This is a genomic window from Roseburia sp. MSJ-14 (genome assembly GCF_018918225.1).
GTDB lineage: Bacteria > Bacillota > Clostridia > Lachnospirales > Lachnospiraceae > Petralouisia.
In genome coordinates this window covers 129956-148894 of sequence record NZ_JAHLQD010000056.1, presented here as the reverse complement: position 1 = coordinate 148894, position 18939 = coordinate 129956, and the positions used below count along the sequence as shown (strand labels likewise).

Annotated in this window: 22 protein-coding genes and 1 other annotated feature; of the genes, 21 read left to right on the top strand and 1 reads right to left on the bottom strand. The window is 36.9% G+C overall.

All coding sequences use genetic code 11. The annotated features are described in order from the left end of the window. Positions 1-134: 134 nt before the first annotated feature. The 3 genes from KQI83_RS16290 (at position 135) to KQI83_RS16280 (ending at position 2301) form a co-directional block, all read left to right on the top strand. Complete coding sequence (locus KQI83_RS16290) at positions 135-464, top strand: hypothetical protein (RefSeq protein WP_216560261.1); 330 nt, start codon at positions 135-137, stop codon at positions 462-464. A 6-nt stretch (positions 465-470) separates the two neighbouring features. Then, positions 471-665, top strand: coding sequence for a helix-turn-helix transcriptional regulator (locus tag KQI83_RS16285; protein ID WP_216560258.1), 195 nt, complete (start codon positions 471-473; stop codon positions 663-665). Between the two features lie 223 nt (positions 666-888). After that, positions 889-2301, top strand: coding sequence for an IS1182 family transposase (locus tag KQI83_RS16280; RefSeq protein WP_216560254.1), 1413 nt, complete (start codon positions 889-891; stop codon positions 2299-2301). A 144-nt stretch (positions 2302-2445) separates the two neighbouring features. Here the strand turns inward: KQI83_RS16280 and KQI83_RS16275 are convergent, their stop codons facing one another. Then, a complete protein-coding gene (locus KQI83_RS16275; protein WP_216560251.1) occupies positions 2446-3183 on the bottom strand; it encodes a lysophospholipid acyltransferase family protein in 738 nt (245 codons plus the stop codon). A 116-nt stretch (positions 3184-3299) separates the two neighbouring features. Here KQI83_RS16275 and KQI83_RS16270 point away from each other — a divergent pair, with 116 nt between their 5' ends. The 18 genes from KQI83_RS16270 to KQI83_RS16185 all read left to right on the top strand — a co-directional run bounded on the left by KQI83_RS16270 (position 3300) and on the right by KQI83_RS16185 (position 18937). Then, on the top strand, positions 3300-3725 hold the full coding sequence (locus KQI83_RS16270; RefSeq protein WP_216560248.1) for a protease complex subunit PrcB family protein: 426 nt from the start codon (positions 3300-3302) through the stop codon (positions 3723-3725). 52 nt (positions 3726-3777) lie between these two features. Then, positions 3778-4154: a binding site (T-box leader), on the top strand. Positions 4155-4441: 287 nt separating this feature from the next. Next, a complete protein-coding gene (gene trpE / locus KQI83_RS16265) occupies positions 4442-5854 on the top strand; it encodes an anthranilate synthase component I (protein WP_216560244.1) in 1413 nt (470 codons plus the stop codon). An 11-nt stretch (positions 5855-5865) separates the two neighbouring features. Then, on the top strand, positions 5866-6435 hold the full coding sequence (locus tag KQI83_RS16260; RefSeq protein WP_216560242.1) for an anthranilate synthase component II: 570 nt from the start codon (positions 5866-5868) through the stop codon (positions 6433-6435). Between the two features lie 17 nt (positions 6436-6452). Next, a complete protein-coding gene (trpC, locus tag KQI83_RS16255; RefSeq protein WP_216560239.1) occupies positions 6453-7247 on the top strand; it encodes an indole-3-glycerol phosphate synthase TrpC in 795 nt (264 codons plus the stop codon). Then, positions 7232-7897 carry a phosphoribosylanthranilate isomerase gene (locus KQI83_RS16250; RefSeq protein ID WP_216560236.1) on the top strand — a complete coding sequence of 222 codons (666 nt, stop codon included), beginning with the start codon at positions 7232-7234 and terminating at the stop codon, positions 7895-7897. The genes trpC and KQI83_RS16250 overlap by 16 nt, the downstream gene beginning before the upstream one ends. A 22-nt stretch (positions 7898-7919) precedes the next feature. Next, positions 7920-9113, top strand: a complete 1194-nt coding sequence (gene trpB, locus KQI83_RS16245) for a tryptophan synthase subunit beta (RefSeq protein ID WP_216560233.1) — start codon at positions 7920-7922, stop codon at positions 9111-9113. Positions 9114-9140: 27 nt separating this feature from the next. Beyond that, positions 9141-9938 (top strand): tryptophan synthase subunit alpha, encoded by a 798-nt coding sequence (trpA, locus tag KQI83_RS16240; RefSeq protein WP_216560230.1) that lies wholly within the window; start codon positions 9141-9143, stop codon positions 9936-9938. A 26-nt stretch (positions 9939-9964) separates the two neighbouring features. Beyond that, complete coding sequence (trpD, locus tag KQI83_RS16235; RefSeq protein WP_216560227.1) at positions 9965-10978, top strand: anthranilate phosphoribosyltransferase; 1014 nt, start codon at positions 9965-9967, stop codon at positions 10976-10978. A 163-nt stretch (positions 10979-11141) separates the two neighbouring features. Next, complete coding sequence (locus tag KQI83_RS16230; protein ID WP_216560223.1) at positions 11142-11438, top strand: TIGR04197 family type VII secretion effector; 297 nt, start codon at positions 11142-11144, stop codon at positions 11436-11438. Positions 11439-11455: 17 nt separating this feature from the next. Further along, a complete protein-coding gene (locus tag KQI83_RS16225; protein ID WP_216560219.1) occupies positions 11456-11686 on the top strand; it encodes a hypothetical protein in 231 nt (76 codons plus the stop codon). After that, positions 11683-12783, top strand: a complete 1101-nt coding sequence (locus tag KQI83_RS16220; protein ID WP_216560216.1) for a leucine-rich repeat domain-containing protein — start codon at positions 11683-11685, stop codon at positions 12781-12783. Before KQI83_RS16225 ends, KQI83_RS16220 begins: the two co-directional genes overlap by 4 nt. Positions 12784-12872: 89 nt before the next feature. Next, positions 12873-13181 carry a hypothetical protein gene (locus tag KQI83_RS16215; protein ID WP_216560213.1) on the top strand — a complete coding sequence of 103 codons (309 nt, stop codon included), beginning with the start codon at positions 12873-12875 and terminating at the stop codon, positions 13179-13181. Positions 13182-13349: 168 nt separating this feature from the next. Beyond that, complete coding sequence (locus KQI83_RS16210) at positions 13350-13646, top strand: hypothetical protein (RefSeq protein WP_216560210.1); 297 nt, start codon at positions 13350-13352, stop codon at positions 13644-13646. A 402-nt stretch (positions 13647-14048) separates the two neighbouring features. Next, complete coding sequence (locus KQI83_RS16205) at positions 14049-14852, top strand: hypothetical protein (RefSeq protein ID WP_216560207.1); 804 nt, start codon at positions 14049-14051, stop codon at positions 14850-14852. Positions 14853-14871: 19 nt separating this feature from the next. Continuing rightward, the gene (locus tag KQI83_RS16200; RefSeq protein ID WP_216560204.1) at positions 14872-15027 is read left to right on the top strand and encodes a hypothetical protein; all 156 of its coding nucleotides are present in this window, start codon (positions 14872-14874) and stop codon (positions 15025-15027) included. 31 nt (positions 15028-15058) lie between these two features. Next, positions 15059-16210, top strand: coding sequence for a hypothetical protein (locus tag KQI83_RS16195; RefSeq protein ID WP_216560201.1), 1152 nt, complete (start codon positions 15059-15061; stop codon positions 16208-16210). A 52-nt stretch (positions 16211-16262) separates the two neighbouring features. Further along, positions 16263-17642 carry a hypothetical protein gene (locus KQI83_RS16190; RefSeq protein ID WP_216560198.1) on the top strand — a complete coding sequence of 460 codons (1380 nt, stop codon included), beginning with the start codon at positions 16263-16265 and terminating at the stop codon, positions 17640-17642. An 89-nt stretch (positions 17643-17731) separates the two neighbouring features. Then, a complete protein-coding gene (locus KQI83_RS16185; RefSeq protein ID WP_216560195.1) occupies positions 17732-18937 on the top strand; it encodes a class I SAM-dependent rRNA methyltransferase in 1206 nt (401 codons plus the stop codon). Positions 18938-18939: the final 2 nt, after the last annotated feature.

The window sequence follows — 18939 nt, the reverse complement described above, 5'->3', positions numbered from 1 at the left end:
TATAAAATTATATATGTCTTTTTGACTATCTTTTTAAATGTCCGTAAAGCCTTATTTTATAGGCTCTACGGACATTTTGCTTTTGTGGTAAACCTCATAGAACGAATTTTGTATTAAAGATGGAGGTGTAAAACATGAAAAAAATGGACGAAATGGATAGAAATATTCAGTTACACTCAATAGAACCAGCTTATAAGGTGGCTATATTATGCTTGTGTGCATGGACATTATTCAATAGTTATCAAACCCTTATCAATGGCGCAAAGTATGAACCATTTTCTAGCTTTATTTTATGCTTAACAGTATGCGTACAATCATTCTCACAAATTGCAATGAAACAGAAAATGGTTGCTGGCGATGAAGAATATAAAGAGCCAAACAGACTAGTGCAAACAATCATTGTCAGCCTTGCTATTGTCGCTGTTATTTTATCTATCGGTACTTATTTTATTTTGAAGGTGTAGTATTATATGAAAAATATTATAAAACAGTTAAGAAAAGAAGCTGGATTACGTCAAGAAGATATGGCAAAACAATTAGCAGTAAGCCGACAAACAATTATTGCTATTGAGAATGACAAATACAATCCTACACTAGAACTGGCTATGAAAATGGCTAAACTGCTAAATCTTCATGTTGATGAAATTTTCTTTTTAGATGAATGAAAAGAACAAAATTAGATATAAAATTTCTTATTGAAAAGCAGCGTTTTATAAAGATATAAAAAACTCCGTAGATGAAGTTCTACGGAGTTTCAGACTGTAGACAAAGTCCTCGGCTTTTCGCCGAGGATTTTTCTGTATTAAAGAGGTTAAAAGTCAGTATTTTCAAGACTTTTCAGCCTCTTTTTGGTATAATAAAAGTATCAAAAAAAGGTGGTATTCTTCTATGATGACACAAGAAACAGAAAAAGTAAGAAAGCAAATACAGATTGTATGTATTGATGATCTTGTTCCGAAGGATCATCTTCTACGGCTTATTGATAGAGCGATTGATTGGACATTCATCTATGATCTCGTCCGTGATACTTATTCTGACGGAATGGGTAGACCAAGTATTGATCCCGTTACACTTATTAAGATACCTCTTATTCAATATCTGTATGGAATCAAAAGCATGCGGCAGACAATCAAGGAGATTGAAGTAAACATGGCTTACCGTTGGTTCCTTGGACTTGAACTTTATGATCCAGTCCCTCATTTTTCTACTTTCGGGAAAAACTATACTCGTCGTTTTAAAAATACCGACTTATTCGAGCAGATTTTCCAGCGTATCCTTGAAGAGTGTTATCGTTTTAAACTGGTTGATCCGACAGAGATTTTTGTTGATGCAACGCATGTGAAAGCACGGGCAAACAACAGAAAGATGCAGAAACGAATCGCAAAACAGGAAGCTTTATTTTATGCCGACATGCTGCGTCAGGACATTAACGCAGACAGAGAAGCTCACGGAAAGAAACCGTTGAAAGATAAAGATGATCACAACAAACCTGGTTCCGGTGGCAACGACAAGTTTGAAGATTATACGGATGATGTTCCAGCAGATGAAAAAACAATTAAATGCAGCACTACAGATCCTGAAAGCGGCTGGTTTCGAAAAGGCGAGCACAAGCATGTGTTTGCTTATGGGATTGAAACAGCATGCGATAAAAATGGATGGATTATTGATTTTACAGTAAACCCTGGTAAAGAGCATGACAGTCGAACATTTAAAGGTCTTTACGATAAGCTTGCAGATGTCGGCATGAAATACTGTATCGTTGATGCTGGATATAAAACTCCTGCAATAGCAAAACTGCTTTTGGATGATGGAGTAAAGCCAGTCTTTCCTTACAAGCATCCCATGACAAAGGATGGCTTTTTCAGAAAATCTGAGTATGTATACGATGAGTATAATGATGCTTATATTTGTCCGGGAAATCACTTTCTGTATTACAGTACAACGAACAGGGACGGATACCGTGAATACAAAAGCTGTGGGCACATTTGTGAAAAGTGCGAGTATCTTTCGCAGTGTACAGAAAGTAGGAACCATGTAAAAGTTGTTACGAGACATGTATGGGAAGAATACATGGAAACATGCGAAGATATCCGGCATACAGAAGGGATGAAGGAACTATACTCACACAGAAAAGAAACGATTGAAAGAATCTTTGGAACGGCAAAGGAAAACCACGGATTTCGATATACGCAGATGTATGGCAACGTGCGGATGGTAATGAAAGTCGCGCTTACGTTTGCGTGCATGAATTTAAAAAAGCTTGCAAAATGTAAGAAGGAATGGGGATTACGGATGGCATAATCCAAGGGGAAAATTCCTCTTTTCAACACAAATTTCATAGATACTAAGAAAAAGACTCCGAGAAACGTAAGTTTCTCGGAGCACTTTGTCTACAGTCTGAAACTCCGTAGATGAAGTTCTACGGAGTTTTTGTATATCATCATATTATAACAAAGCACTGTGTGTTTCTAACATTGCCTCAATCTTCTTCTGGGTATAAGCACCAAGGAATTTCTTTTCTTCCTTGCTTAAATCCTTTATGTAGATAGGTTCACCATACTGAACGATAACATGACATTTTTTTACTCGTGGCAAGTGATTTTCCAGAATTTCACCGGTATTAGAAATTGCAATCGGAACAATGGGGCATCCTGATTTTTCTGCCATTTTCATGCTTCCCTCTTTAAAAGGAGCCATGCCTTGTTCTGGGTGTTTATTTCTAGTACCTTCCGGAAAGATGCACATGGAAATACCATGTTTAATCTGGTCGATTCCCGTTAGAACCATTTTTAATCCAGCTTTAATATCTGTTCGGTCTAAGAACAGGCAATACAATCGTTTCATCCAAATGTTAAGCCCAGGAACTTTTTGGAGCATATCCTTGGAAACATAACCGGTTAGTCCGGGACACATGGAATAAGTAATAATAATATCAAAGTAACTTTGGTGATTTGGAATATAAAGAACAGCTGTGTCCTTTGGAATATTTTCCTTTCCGATAACAGTGATTTTTGTTCCGGCAATAAAAAGAATCACCTTAAATGCCCATTGCACAATGCGAAGACTGCTGATGTCTGCTGCATATGGATTGAACCTTTTGATAATCCATTCCACAATCTGAATTGGAATAGAAACGATTAGGAATAAAATAACAAAAAGTAAGATTAAAATTAAACGTATCATAATAGAATCCTTTTCGTATGTTTTTTCTTTTATTATACAAAGGTATGGAAGGAAATACAATCATAAAAATATGGTTCAGTCATATAATAGTAGAAAAATGACGAAGAGGGAACCAAATGAGAGAAAATAGCATCATAAGAAACGTGCTATTGTTTGTGGGACTTGTGTTCATTTTAGGGGCATTTTGTGGATGTGGAATGGGAAAGACCAAGGTAAAAAAGGTACGCGATGTGGAATTTACCGTAATTGAGCAGTCTGAAATTCCAAAAGAGCTGTTAAATACCATGGAAGAGAAGAAAAAGGAAGGATTTAAATTGACCTATACGGATGAGAAAAACTTATATTTGGCAGTAGGGTACGGAGAACAGAAGACCGGTGGTTACAGTATCTCTGTAGATGAGTGTTTTTTAGCAAAAAATGCAATCTATTTTGGAACTACGTTGACAGGACCACAAAAGGGAGAGCGAATTAACGAGGTATCTTCTTACCCTTATATCGTGGTAAAAATGGAAAACATCGAAGAACCGGTAGTATTTGAATAAAAGTAGTTGACATTGCCACGTTACTATGGTAAACTAAAAAACAATTAAAGAAACAAAATCAATGAGCAAGAAGAGTACCATAGAAATGGTCTTTACAGAGAGTCGGCATTTGGTGGAAGTCGATAAGAAAGTTTTATGGGAATGGGTTTGTGAGATGCAAAGCGAACTAACAGTAGCGGATGCCGTGTCCTCACGTTACAGAGGTAAGATATCATAGTGTATCGGATTGAGATTATAGAATTGGTGGCGGATATTTCTAATTTGAAATATCCCTTTTTTTATGCAAGGAAATGATTTTCCTGTGATATAAAGACGTACACGATTACAACGATAACTTGAGAAACTTCCAAAGTGTGTTTCTTATAGTTACAGAAAATCACCGATTATATAATGAAGCAGGGTGGCACCACGACGAATATCGTCCCTGGTAGGAGCAGAAATGTTCTTACCGGGGATTTTTTTTACGCGAGTAGCGATGAAAATGCTGTGCTTGCACAGGCATTTGAGGAGCACCGCGATAACTTGAGAAACTCGCAAAGAGTGTTTCTCATAGTTTATAATAGGAAATTACGTCTTATTGCATAAAAAACGCTCCGCTAAGGAAGCATATCCATACCTGGCGGAGATGAAATGAGTCATAAAAGACATCGCCGGGGCACGAAAGAGTCCGACGAGCAGAATCTTTATTAAGAAAATAGATGAAGGAGAAAGTGAATATGAAACGTATATTGAGAGTGTATAAAAAAACGGTAAGTATTGTAAATGAAACAGCAATCGGAATGTATGAAAAGATGGCAGGCGAGGGAAAAGGATTTCTGCTGGAAAGTTATGATAAAAATTATGACCGTTATACCATATTTGGAGCGAATCCAAAAGAAATATTGACTTCCAGAGGAAATGCTCTGGTAATTCAAAGAGCAGGACAGGAAGAAGTCAGAACAGGAAATCCATTGGAGTTATTAAAAGAGTATTATAACGAGTTTGATATCCGAAAGGATGTAGACGGACTTTCCTTTAACGGTGGATTGGTTGGAAATCTGGGTTATGATTTTGTGCGGTATTCAGAAGAACTTCCGGATAACAATCCGGATGAGATAGGGATTGAAACCGTACAGATGATGTTGATGACCAAGTTTATTGTAGTAGATCATGTGGCAGAAACATTGACAGCGGTGGTATTAGAAGAAGACAACGAGAAAGGAAAAGAACGTGCTAAAAGGCTAACCGAAGAAATGATTGCAGAAGTACAGGCTGCAAAAAATGAGCCAGAGGCAGAGCGGAAATTTGTTCACGACGGAAAAATCATTAAAAAGTCCGATACTCTAGAGCAATATAGCAAAAAGGTAGAAAAGATAAAAGAATATATTCGTGAAGGACATATTTTCCAGACAGTTCTGTCTCAGCGTTGGACCATTGAGACCGGACAGAAAGGATTTGAACTTTATAAAGAATTAAGAGAGTTAAATCCTTCCCCGTACCTTTATTACTTTAATTATGGAGACTTTGAAGTGATCGGAAGTTCCCCGGAAATGATTGTAAAGCAGCAAGGTGGCAGAGTATTTACCTGTCCGATTGCAGGAACCAGAAAGCGTGGAAAGACTCCGGAGGAAGATGCATTATTAAAGGCAGACCTTTTAGGAGATGAAAAAGAACGTGCAGAACATGTAATGTTGGTAGATCTTGCAAGAAACGATATGGGAAGAATCGCAGAATTCGGAACCGTAAAGGTAACGCAGTTTATGGAGGTGCAGAATTATTCCCATGTAATGCACATCGTATCTATGGTAGAAGGACGAAAAAAAGGAGAATATCATCCATTTGACTTAGCGGCATCCTTTTTACCGGCAGGAACCTTAAGCGGAGCACCTAAGATTCGAGCCATGGAAATCATTGATGAATTAGAAGAAAGCCGCAGAGGACTTTATGGTGGAGCTACCGGATATGTAGACTTTGGCGGAGATATGGATTTTTGCATTACCATACGAACCATGGTGAAAAAAGGAAACAAAGTGTATTTGCAGGCAGGAGCCGGAATCGTAGCAGATTCAAAACCGGAAATGGAATATCAGGAGTGTTGCAACAAGGTAATGGCATTGGCGAAGACATTGGTGGAAGAAGAACATCTGTAAGGAGGAAAAACATGATACTTTTAATTGATAATTACGATTCCTTTACCTACAACTTATATCAGTATATGGGGATTTTTACAGAGGATATCAAAGTAGTGCGTAACGATAAAATTACAATTCAAGAGATAAAAGAAATACAGCCGGAGAAAATCGTATTGTCTCCCGGACCGAAAAGTCCAAAAGAAGCAGGTATTTGCATGGGAGTGGTAAAAGAGTTTTATGACAAGATTCCAATACTTGGTATCTGCCTGGGACATCAGTGTATCGGAGAAGCATTAGGCGGAACTGTTTCCTATGCGAAAAAGTTATATCACGGAAAACAGTCCCTGATACAGCACACAGGAGAAAGCATTTTTACAGGAATTGATTCTCCGGTAAAAATAGCAAGATATCATTCTCTGGCAGTACAAAAAGAGGGATTACCAAGTTGCTTAAAAGTTTTGGCAGAAACGGAAGATGGAGAGATTATGGCAATGCGCCACAAAGACTATCCGGTAGTGGGATTACAGTTTCATCCGGAATCCATCTATACGGAACACGGAAAGCGTATGATTGATAATTTTGTAAACGGCGTGATATAGAAAAGAGGTGTAAAAACTTGATATTGGATGAAATTGTAGCAGATAAGAAAAAACGACTACCCCAGCATAAGGCAAACATCAGTGAGCAAAAGATGCGGGAAATGGCAGAAGAAATGATAAAGAAGCGGCCGGTGGAAAAGAAAGGGAAAAATGCATTTTATGAGGCACTTGCCAAGACTGGGATTTCCATTATCGGAGAATTTAAAAAGGCATCTCCAAGTCTTGGAACAATAGAAAGCAAGATTAACCTGATAGATAGAATCGAGGAGTATAACGCTTCTGTAGATGCGATTTCCTGTTTGACAGAGGAAGATCATTTTCATGGAAGTGTGGATTATTTAAAAGAGATTCGCAAAATGTCTCCGCTGCCGATTATCCGAAAAGATTTTATGATAGAAGAATATCAGTTTTATGAAGCTAAGGTAATTGGTGCAGATGCTATTCTTCTCATTGCAGCTATTTTAGATGACGCACAGTTAAAGGACTTTTATAATCTGGCAACAGAACTTGGGCTGGATGCTTTGGTAGAAACTCACGATGAACGGGAAATGGAACGTGCGTTAAAATTGGATGCAGAAATCATCGGAGTAAATAACAGGGATTTGCGAGATTTTACCATTCGTTTAGATACCACCAGACGATTATCTAAGATGGTACCGCAAGATAAGATTTTTGTAGCAGAAAGCGGTATTGTAACAGACGATGATGTGCGATTTTTAAAGGAAAGCAGGGTAGATGCATTCCTGATTGGAAGAGCATTTATGGAAGCGGAAAATCCAAGAGAGCTGGCACTGCGATGGAAGAAAGGGTGATAGTAGTGAAAAAGCCCCAGATAAAGATATGCGGACTGACCAGAGTGGAAGATGCAAAGGCTTTAAATGAAGCAAAGGCAGATTATGCAGGATTTGTTTTTTATGAAAAAAGTAAACGAAATGTCAGTATAAAAGAGGCAGAAGAAATTGGAAGTTATTTAAATGATAAGATAAAAAAAGTAGCAGTTACCGTAAGTCCTGATGTAAAACTGCTAGAACAGATAGAACAGACGGGATTTCATATTTTACAGGTGCATGGGGAATTAAAAAAAGAAGTGTTAGAAAAGAGTCATATACCCATCTGGCGAGCCTGTAACCTTAAAAAATCTCAAGACATGGAAGAGTTAGAATACCATGAGAAAATCACAGGTTATGTGATAGATGCAGGGACAGCGGGCAGTGGTGAAACCTTTGCATGGGAGGAACATCAAGAAGAACTGTCAAAAATGCGAGAAACTGTATTTGCCGGAAAGCAATTCATCCTAGCAGGTGGATTACATGCCGGGAATGTAAAAAAAGGAATAGAACTATTTTCCCCGAATGTGGTAGATGTAAGCTCCGGCGTGGAAGGAAAACAAGAACAGTCCGGTAAGGACAAAACATTGATTTTAGAATTTGTAAAAAAGGTAAGGGAAGAATCCCTGGTGTAGATAACACAGAATGGAGGACAACATGGAAAGAAAACAGGAAAGATATTATGGAGAATTTGGTGGACAGTATGTATCAGAATCATTGATGAATACATTGGATGAATTAGATAAGGCATACGAAGAAGCCATACATGACGAGGAATTTTTAAAGCAGTATCATTACTATTTAAAACAGTATGTGGGAAGAGAAAATCCGCTGTATTATGCAGAAAAACTGAGTAAAGTATACGGCACAAAGATTTACTTAAAACGTGAGGACTTAAATCACACCGGAGCACACAAAATCAACAATGTAATCGGTCAGATTCTTTTGGCAAAACGTATGGGAAAGACAAAAGTAATTGCAGAAACCGGAGCAGGACAACATGGTGTGGCAACTGCAACCGGAGCAGCATTGTTTGGTATGGAGTGTACGGTATACATGGGAGCAGAAGACATCAAACGTCAGGAATTAAACGTATTTCGTATGGAAATGTTAGGAGCTAAGGTGGTTTCCGTTACTTCCGGAAGCAATACCTTAAAAGATGCCACTAATGAGGCAATTCGTACCTGGGCAAAAACAGCAGAAGATACATTTTATATCATCGGTTCTGCAGTAGGTCCATATCCTTATCCGAAAATGGTAAAAGAGTTCCAAAGCGTTATCAGTCGAGAAAGTAAAAAGCAGATATTAGAAGCAGAAGGAAGACTGCCGGATGTGGTAATGGCATGTGTCGGTGGTGGTTCTAATTCCATCGGAATGTTTGCAGACTTTATCGAAGAACCATCCGTAAAACTCATTGGAGTAGAAGCTGCCGGACTTGGTGTAGAAACAGGAAAACATGCAAGTGCCATGGCTCTTGGAAAACCGGGAACACTTCATGGAATGCGTTCTTACTTATTGCAGGATGAGGATGGAAACATTGAGCTGGCACATTCTATTTCCGCAGGATTGGATTATCCGGGAGTAGGACCGGAACATGCATACTTAAGAGATACCGGAAGAGCAGAATATGTTGCCATCACAGACAAGGAAGCCATGGATGCGTTACAGGAATTGTGTAGATTAGAGGGAATTATTCCTGCCATTGAAAGTGCTCATGCCATTGCCTATGCGAAAAAGCAGGCAAAGAAAATGAAACCGGATGACATTATGATTGTTTGCCTGTCAGGACGAGGAGACAAAGACGTGCATACCGTAGCAGATTATATGGCTGGTAAGGGATATTTGAATTAGAGAGTGAAATAGGAGAGGAAAAGAACGATGGAAAGTAGAATTGAACAGAGAATGCAGCAACTTCAGGAAAAAGGAGAAAAAGCATTTATTACCTATATGACCGCAGGACTTCCAAGTATGGAAGGATGCAAGGAGTTGATAAAAGCACAGGAACAGGCAGGTACCGATGTATTGGAATTGGGAATCCCATTTTCTGACCCGGTGGCAGATGGTCCGGTTATTCAGGACGCTTCTTACAAGTCCATTCAGCTTGGTACCAATCTGAAAAAAGTGTTTGCCCTAATGAAAGAGGTGCGCGCAGAAGGCGTAGAACTTCCGATTATTTTTATGATGTATTATAATACCGCGCTCTATTTTGGACTGGAAGACTTTGTAGAAGAGTGTATCAAAAGTGGGGTAGATGGATTGATTATTCCTGACTTACCATTAGAAGAACAAGGAGAGTTGCAGCAGTTTTTGCAAAAAGAAGGTGCACCGATTTTAATTGAACTGGTGTCTCCGGTATCCGCAGACCGAATACCAACGATTTTGGAAGGAGCAAGAGGATTTGTATATTGTGTTTCCGGTATGGGAGTTACCGGTCAAAGTGGAAACTTTCACAAGCAGATTTTAAATTACCTTGCCAGTGTGAAAAAAGTGTCTAAGATTCCGGTAATGATGGGATTTGGTATTGAAGAGGCAAAAGATGTAGCTCCGATGAAAGAGGTTATAGATGGAGCAATCGTAGGTTCTCATTTTATTAAGTTATTAGAAGCAAACGACTATGCACCAAAAGCAGCGGCAGAATATTGTAGTAGATTTAAGAAGGAATTAAATCAGTTATAGAGGATAAATACGGAGGATAATTAAAAATGAAAGAAGCAATTCAAAAGGTTGTAGACAGACAGGATTTAACAGAAGAAGAAGCAAAAAGAGTCATGAATATTATGTTGAGCGGCGAAGCAACACAGGCACAGATTGGTTCTTTTTTAACCGCAATGCGTATGAAAGGGGAAACCTTAGAAGAACTTACCGGATTTGCAGCAGTTTTAAAAGAAAAGGCAGAACATATTGCACCCAAAACCGCAAAATATGTGGATTTAGTCGGAACAGGTGGAGACAGAACCTTTACCTTTAATGTATCCACAACTTCTGCTTTTGTGGCAGCAGGTGCAGGACTTCCCATTGCAAAACATGGAAACCGTTCCATCTCCAGTAAAAGCGGCGCAGGAGATGTGTTAGAAGCATTAGGTGTCAACATTATGGCAGAACCGGAAGTGGTAACCAAGTGCGTGGAAGAAGCAGGAATCGGATTCATGTTTGCCCAGAGCTTTAACAAATCCATGAAGTATGTAGGTCAGGCAAGAAAAGAAATGGGAATTCGTACCGTATTTAATATTTTAGGACCACTTGCCAATCCTTCCGATGCAAAGTGCATGGTAGTGGGGGTATATGATTCTGCCATGACAGATATGGTGGCAAAAGCCATGAGCCGATTAGGAGTAGAAAATGGATTCGTAGTAAGCGGCGAAGACCATATGGATGAGTTTACCATTACCGGAAAAACAACCGTTTCCGAAATCAAGAACGGAGAGGTAAGCACCTACGAAGTAACACCGGAACAGTTCGGCTTAAAGAGAGCAACTTTAGAAGAATTGCAGGGGGGAGACGGCGAACAGAATGCTAAGATTACCACTGCTATTTTAAAGGGAGAAGAACAGGGAGCGAAGCGAGAAATCGTATTGTTAAATGCCGGAGCAACCTTGTATGCCGGAGGTATAGCAGATAGTATTGAAGATGGTATCAAAAAGGCAGCAGAATCCATTGATTCCGGAAAAGCGTATGAAGTATTAGAAAAATTAGTAAAGATGTCAAATCAGAAATAAATAAAAGAAGAAGTCTCTCTCATAAACGAGCATAAATGTTTTATGAGAGAGATTATCATAATATTAGTTGTAAAGTTTTTGAGTAAAATTGACATGATATCAGAGTTTTGTTAAACTGGTTAGAGAAAAGCTTGGGAGCATGATAAAGAGAGGGGATATAAGTATGTCTAATGAAGAAATCAAAATAAATCATGCGGCAGTAGAAGCCGGTATTGCAACCATTTCAGGTGCAGTTCACTACTTTCAATCAGTAACATTGAATCCATCAGATACACAAACTACAATTACAGCTAATGCAAAAGCACAACAGGTTTACGCAAAATCGCAACAAGTCTTACAACGTATGCAAAGTGCGATGGTACAGGAGACTCATAATATAGAGAGCCTGGGTGTAACTTTTCAGCAATACGATGAGCAGTTAAAAGAGATATGGAATAATAAAGTTGCAACTTCAAAATAGAAAACAGGGAGTAGAGAGTGGAAAAGATTAATATATTAAATAACATTAGCAACAATGAGGAAAATATGTTAGTGCAATTAGCAAAAGCGATAAAAGAAGAATTTCCACCAGATGGATTGACACTGGAAATAGTGTTGACAAGACCGGAGGAGGTTTATCAATTTGGAGAAAAGTTACCTAAAGACGTGAGAAAACTATATAGGAATATTGTTGAAAATAAAATTAATGAAATGAGTGAGATGGAATGAAAAAGAAATTAATTATAGGTGGTTGGGTAATCGTTATTTTCTTATTTGGAGTTACGGTGATTCGTCCCATGATATTGGATCATATGAGAAAAGTAAAATTTGAAGACGAAAAAATGGGATTTGTGATAAGAAGTTCATCGGAAGAAAAATCAGAGGAAAAATTTCGAGAGAATAATTTAGAAGAGGTAACTTATTTAAATATTATGTATCCCGGCTGGTATGATACTTTGGTAGATATAGAAAAATGTAAAAAGTTAAAAACGCTAGAAATTGGTCATTGGGAGTATGCAGGCGGAAAAGATATGAGCGATGAAGGTTGGATTCGGCAGATGGAAGAAGAATTGGATGGTATCACAAAAAGCTGTTCCGAAATAAATTCTTTGATGCTTGTAGGTTCTGAAGGACATTTTGAACTGAATGATTTAAAATTCTTGAAGAATGCAAAAAAATTAGAGGATTTAACACTGTTTTATCAGCCGGCAAAGGATTATTCGGCTATTTTAGAAATACCACATTTAAAGAGTTTGTTTTTTAAAGGGTGTAATATAGCAGAAATGGATATGTTACAGGATCTTACTGAATTGAAAAGTTTATGGATAAAGGAATGTGATGTTTCAAAGGCAGGGCAGATTGTAAATCTGAAATCTCTGGAAGATTTAGACCTTGAGAACACACCACTTGCTGGAAATGCAGAAGAGCTAGGCATTATATTTGCAAACTGTCCTAATATAGAAACGCTGAATTTGTCTGTAAAAGAGGGAAAATTAAGTGATTTGAATTTCTTAGAGAATGCAGAAAATTTAAAGGAACTTATATTAACCAATCAATCACTTACGGATTATTCGTTAATAGCAAAATGCTGCAAATTAAAGAATTTATCATTAGGAGGATGTGAGATTTCAGACTTAAGTATACTGAACGGTCTGGATAATCTGGAGAGACTGGGACTGAGAGGAACAAATGTATCGGAAGCAAAGGATATTTTAAAGTTAAAGAATCTAAAGTATTTATATATTACAGATACCCCGCTAGCAGAGAATGAAGAACAGATAGAGCTTATTGAAAAGCAATTTCCGGGAATTGAAATTTATAAGTAAAAGAGAGAAAACTAAAAAGCAAGATATAAGACATATAAAAAGAGGGAAGTAAATAGTTTTCCAATTGTAATAGCAGTAGGAGTAAAATTATGAAAAAGAGAATTGGTATCGGAGGCGTTATTCTTCTTTTAGTAGTGGGAGTAGTTATTGCGGGTGTCATATTAAGGAATAATTCACAAAAGATTATATTTCAGGATGATGTGATGGCGACATTAATAGCGGAATCTGTGGGAGTAGAATCTGTGGATAAACTTCAAGTAGAGGATTTAGAAAAAGTTGAAATGCTTAATATAGGGTATACAGGGTATTATGATACTTTGTTGGATATAGTAAAGTGCGTTAAATTAGAGAGATTAGTTATAGGAGAACCAGAATATGCATTTTGCCACTATTATTGAAGAGGAAAAGAGATTCCAGAATTAGAGAGCAAGGAAAGAATTGAGCAGATAGAGTCGGAATTGGGAATGATTTTAAAAAAATGTCCCAATCTAAAGATTTTATATATTTCTAATAAAAGTAGAAATTTTGAACTGAATAACTTAGATTTTCTGAAAGAAGGACAAGAAATGATATCACTTAATATTGAGTATCAATCAGTAATGGATTATTCGATTATATCAAAGTGTGTGAGGGTGAAAACGTTATCATTATATGGAAGTGATATAACAAAATTAGATATGATAACAGAGCTTTCTGAATTAAATTATTTGAATATAGGAAAGACTAATGTTTCGCAAGCAGAGGATATATTAAAACTTAAAAATTTGAAATATTTAAATATTACAGACACACCGCTTGCAGAGAATGCGGAGCAGTTAGAACTTATTCAAAAGCAATTTCCGGAAATCGAGATTCAGAAGTAAAAGAGAGGTAATCAAAATGCAGGATATAAGACATATAAAAAGAGGGAAGTAAATAGTTTTCCAATTGTAATAGCAGTAATAAGCAGCAATATAAATCTTCTCATGCAGCGGAGGTTTATAGTGAATTTGATTGCTGTGTAAATTTTGTGGATTTTAATTTGCAAGAAAATGACAGCCATGTATTTTATCCGTATGTAGGGAACACAACAGAACAAAAAATAGTTTTAATAAATAAGTATCTGGGCGCAGTTGAATCGACGTATTTAACGCAAGAGATAATATTAAAAAATCCACAGAGTGTATGGAAATTTAAACGTGAAATGGAAGAAGAGGCGGAATTGATTTACCAATATAATCGGATAATTTCAAATGATATAAGAGAATAAGAGAAAGAAGGTAAAAATGAAAAGGAAAATAAGTATAGGTTTTGGAGTGAGTCTTGTTTTGCTAATTGGTATACTGATTGGCAAAGAAACTTTGTTAGGAGATTTGAAAGAAAATTTGCTTGATAATAATTCAAAGGTTACATTTGAGGATGATGAGATGGCAAAAGTAATAGCTGAATTTGCGGGAGTGAACGTGAGTAAGATTAGGGAGGAAGATTTAGAAAAGGTAGAGGTATTGAATATTGGTTATACTGGTTATTATGATACCTTAGTTGATATTGAAAAATGTCCTAATTTAAAAAGGTTAATGGTGGGTTATTCAGAAGAGGCTTTTGATAAATATCCGTTTAAAAGCAAACCAATACCAAAACCGGAAACAGAAGAGAAAATTTATCAGATAGAAAATGAACTGGAAGGTATTTTAGAAAAATGTCCTAATTTAACAACGATATATCTATCAAATGAAAAAGGAAATTGTGAATTAAAGGATTTAGAGTTTTTAAAAAAAGGAAAAAATCTTGAAGTGATTAATCTTTTTTATCAATCAGAAATTGATTATTCGGCTATTTCGGAGTGTACCAAATTACAGTGCCTGACATTGTTTTATTGTGATGTTTCAGATTTAGAAATGATAGGTAAGTTAGAAAAATTGGAATGTATGGATTTGCGTGGAACTAATGTTTCGGAAGCAACAGATATATTGAAGTTGAAAAAGCTTAGTTTTTTTATGATTACAGATACCCCTCTCGCAGAAAACGAGGAACAATTGGAGCTTATTCAAAATAAGTTTCCTGAATTAGAGATAGAGAAAGATTATTAGTGACTCAGGAAGTTTTGTAATGGATGAAGGAAAAGGGCAACTTATCGGCAGTGTATGTGAAAGACTGTCTAAGAAAGTTGATGAAAAGAGAGAAAAGGAGGTTTTAGGTATGGTTGTTGGTTATGTCTCAGTTGTAGGAGATGCAGAATATGATTGGTTGTATAATTACTTATAAAAAAATGCGATAAAGGAATAGGCGGGAAGTGATGAGAAAGAAAATTATAGTTGGGTTGATAGTAACGATAACATTGGTTGCAGCGGCCATAATTGCCCTGCCAATCATTCGAGACAACGCACGAAAGGTTACATTTGCGGATGAACGAATGGGTAATAGAATAGTTTCATATGCAGGAATGAGTGAAGAGGATTTTCGTGAAGAGGATTTGGATAAGGTGGAGTGGTTTAAAACCGGATATACAGGACAATACAGCACGTTAGTGGATATAGAAAAGTGTCAGCAATTAAAAATTCTAGAAATTGGTAGAACTTTCAGTTTGTATCCAGAGGAGCATGGATATAAGGAACATGATTTAGAACCAGAAAGTGAAGAGAGAATCCAGCAGATAAAGAAAGAATTGGGAAGTATATTAAAAAATTGTCCCAAATTAGAGAGGTTGAGTTTGGATGGTCAGAAAAAGTATTTTGAATTAGGTGATGTGTCTTTCCTCAAGAATGGGAAAAGATTGAAGAGTCTTGCGTTTCGGTGTCAGCCAGAGTTGGATTATTCCACACTTTCGGAATGCTCCAATTTGCGTACCTTGATTTTCCAAGGGTGTGAGATGTCGGAGTTAGATATGTTGAGTCATTTTAATAAATTGGAGCATCTGGAGGTAATACAGAGTGAAGTTTCAGAAGCAGGAGACATATTAAAATTGCAATCATTGATAGAATTAGTTTTTGCAGATACTGCCCTTGCGGGAAATGAAGAACAATTAGAAAAAATTTTTGAAAATTGTCCCAATATAAAAAAGTTAACGTTGGTATATGGAAAAAGAAGTGAGGGATTAAATAATTTGGAGTTTTTGAAAAAGGCAGATAAACTGGAAGAACTTACTCTTGTAGGACAGCCGGAAATGGATTATTCTGCAATTTCAGAATGTTATCAATTAAAGAGATTAGGATTGTTGGAATGTAATATTTCTGATTTTAGTATACTAAATGGGTTGGAAAATTTAGAGAGTTTAAATTTGACAGCAACGGATATTTCGGAGGCTAAGGATTTATTAAATCTGAAGAATCTGAAAGAACTAGATATTATTGGTACTCCACTTGCAGAGAATGAGGAACAGCTAGAACTGATTTATCAGAAATTTTCAGATATTGACATTTGTCAGGAAATGAGTGATTTGGGTGATTAAAAATTGAAAAGCAATTTCCGTGAATAGAGATTCAAGAATAGAGAGAAAAGTAATGAAAGAGAAAAAAAGAAAAAACACTTGGGTAGTAATTATATTATTAATAGCGTTAGTATTTATGACCCCAACATTATTGGAACATGCCAGAAGAATGAAAGTGGAAAATGAATGGGGTGGCAGAAAACTACTTATGTATGATGGGGTAGGAGTAGAAAAAATTCGTATCAATGATTTGGAACAAGATGAATGTTTAGAAAACTTATATACGGAAGAGCAGATGATAGAACTTTCAAGGGCATTCATGAGTGGAGCCTCGAAACAAGACATGGATGCAGTTTGGGAGGCTGAAAATCATGATATTTGTTTTGAACGAATATTCCCTGTTTCCCCTCAGGGAGAACAAACTGTTAATATAGAAGAAGTAGAAAAAATTCTGAGTAAGGATTCTAAGAAAATTACCAGTGAAGAATATGATGTACTTACCTTAGCATATTTGTTGGCAAAAGAGGATGATTTGGATGCTTTTTTTCTGAATATGTTGAAAGGGAGAACAGATTATAATCAGTCCTGGTATGCATCATCAATGTATTATAAGGTCTATTCCCAGTGGGAGATAGACCATGAAAAAGTGAGACAAATAGGAGAAAGAGTTGCATGCTATGAAAAAGGATTGTTGCGACTAATTTGGGAATACCAAACAGAAGGAGAGGAAGATAACTTAAAAGATATTAGAATAAAATGTAAAGCACAGAGGAAAAATGTTTTACAACGTATGACGCTTTTAGATGTTGTAAATCAAATGGGAGTATTTGCTGGAGAATATAAAGCAAATACACCAATATTAACCGTTAAGAAGACTGAAAATAGAGAATTATTACTAGAACTTAGTGAGGGAGAAGCTGTTAGTGGCATAAAACCTGCAGATTCTACATTAAGACAATCAACAGTTATAGTCAGTCCTACGCAAATAGGGGTGTTTGTTGATGATTGGCAGATTGATTATTCTGAAGATGTGCTCGATGGTTATCTTGGCAGTAATACGGCAAAAAAGTATGAAAAATCAAAGAATTTGGAGTTGATTGAAAAACAATGTAATGATATGGAAATTGCAATGTTGTACAGTAATTATGATTGTTGCGTGAACTATGTGGATTATAATTTGGCAGAAAATAGTACGCATATGTTCTATCCGTATGAGGGCGAGCAAACGGAATCTAAAATAAGGCGGATGAATAATAGTAATAAAAATAATCAAACAGAAGATTATGGACGAGAAGAATTGGCTGAGCTCTTAAGAAAGGAATTTCCAATGGAGGGTTTGAGTGTAGAGATTGTTTTGTCAAGACCAGATGATGTTATTAAATTTGTAAAAGGGTTATCTGGAAGGTCAGAGGATATTTATTTTGATATAATTGGGAATAAAATAAAAGAATAACTGGAAATACATAACGAAAAACTATAAAAATTCAATTGCCTGTGTTATACTTATACTCAAATAGCAGAATGCAAAGAAAGAGGTTAAGTATGGCACAGGCAGTTGTTACATTGAAAAAAGGCGAAGGGCGCACCCTAAAGTCTGGCGGTGCATGGATATATGACAATGAAATAGATTCTATTATGGGAAGTTTTGAAAACGGAGACATTGTAATCGTACATGATTTTGACGGTTATCCTATGGGAAAAGGGTTCATTAATATCAATTCCAAAATCCGTATTCGTATGATGACACGAAAAAAAGAACAGGAGATTGACGCAGCATTTATCAAAATGCGTGTAAAAAATGCCTGGGAATATCGGAAAAAGACCGTGGATATCAGTTCCTGTCGTGTGATTTTCGGAGAGGCAGATTGGCTTCCGGGACTTGTGGTAGACAAGTTTGAGGATGTATTGGTTATGCAGTCTTTAGCACTTGGCATTGACAGATTCAAAGAAGAAATTGCAAAAGATTTAATAGAATGTATGGCTGAGGACGGAATTACCATCCGAGGTGTATATGAGCGAAGCGATGCAAAAGTGCGAAAACAGGAAGGAATGGAACTGGTAAAGGGATTCATCGGAGAACCTTTCGATACCAAAGTACAGATTGTTGAAAACGGTGTAAAGTATTATGTAGATGTAAAAGACGGACAAAAGACCGGATTCTTTTTGGACCAAAAATATAACAGACAGGCAATCCAGCGATTGTGTAAAGGTGCGAAAGTATTAGACTGCTTTACCCATACCGGTTCTTTTGCACTGAATGCAGGAATTGCAGGGGCAGCAAGTGTACTTGGTGTAGATGCATCTCAGCTTGCAGTAGATCAGGCAACAGAAAATGCTGCATTAAATGGCTTGGAGAAAACAGTACGCTTTGAGTGCCATGATGTGTTTGAACTACTTCCGGAACTGGAACAAAAGGGAGAGAAGTTTGATGTGGTAATCTTAGACCCGCCGGCATTTACCAAGTCCAGAAATTCCATCAAAAATGCAGTAAAAGGATATCGTGAGATTAACTTGCGTGGAATGAAATTGGTGCGTGACGGAGGATATCTTGCTACTTGTTCCTGTTCTCATTTCATGGATTATGAATTGTTTACCAAGACGCTTCATCAGGCAGCAGCCAATGTACATAAACGTTTACGTCAGGTAGAATTCCGCACCCAGGCACCGGATCATCCAATTCTTTGGGCCGGTGAGGAAGCGTCTTATTATTTGAAGTTTTACATCTTTCAGGTGTGTGAGGAGAAATAAGC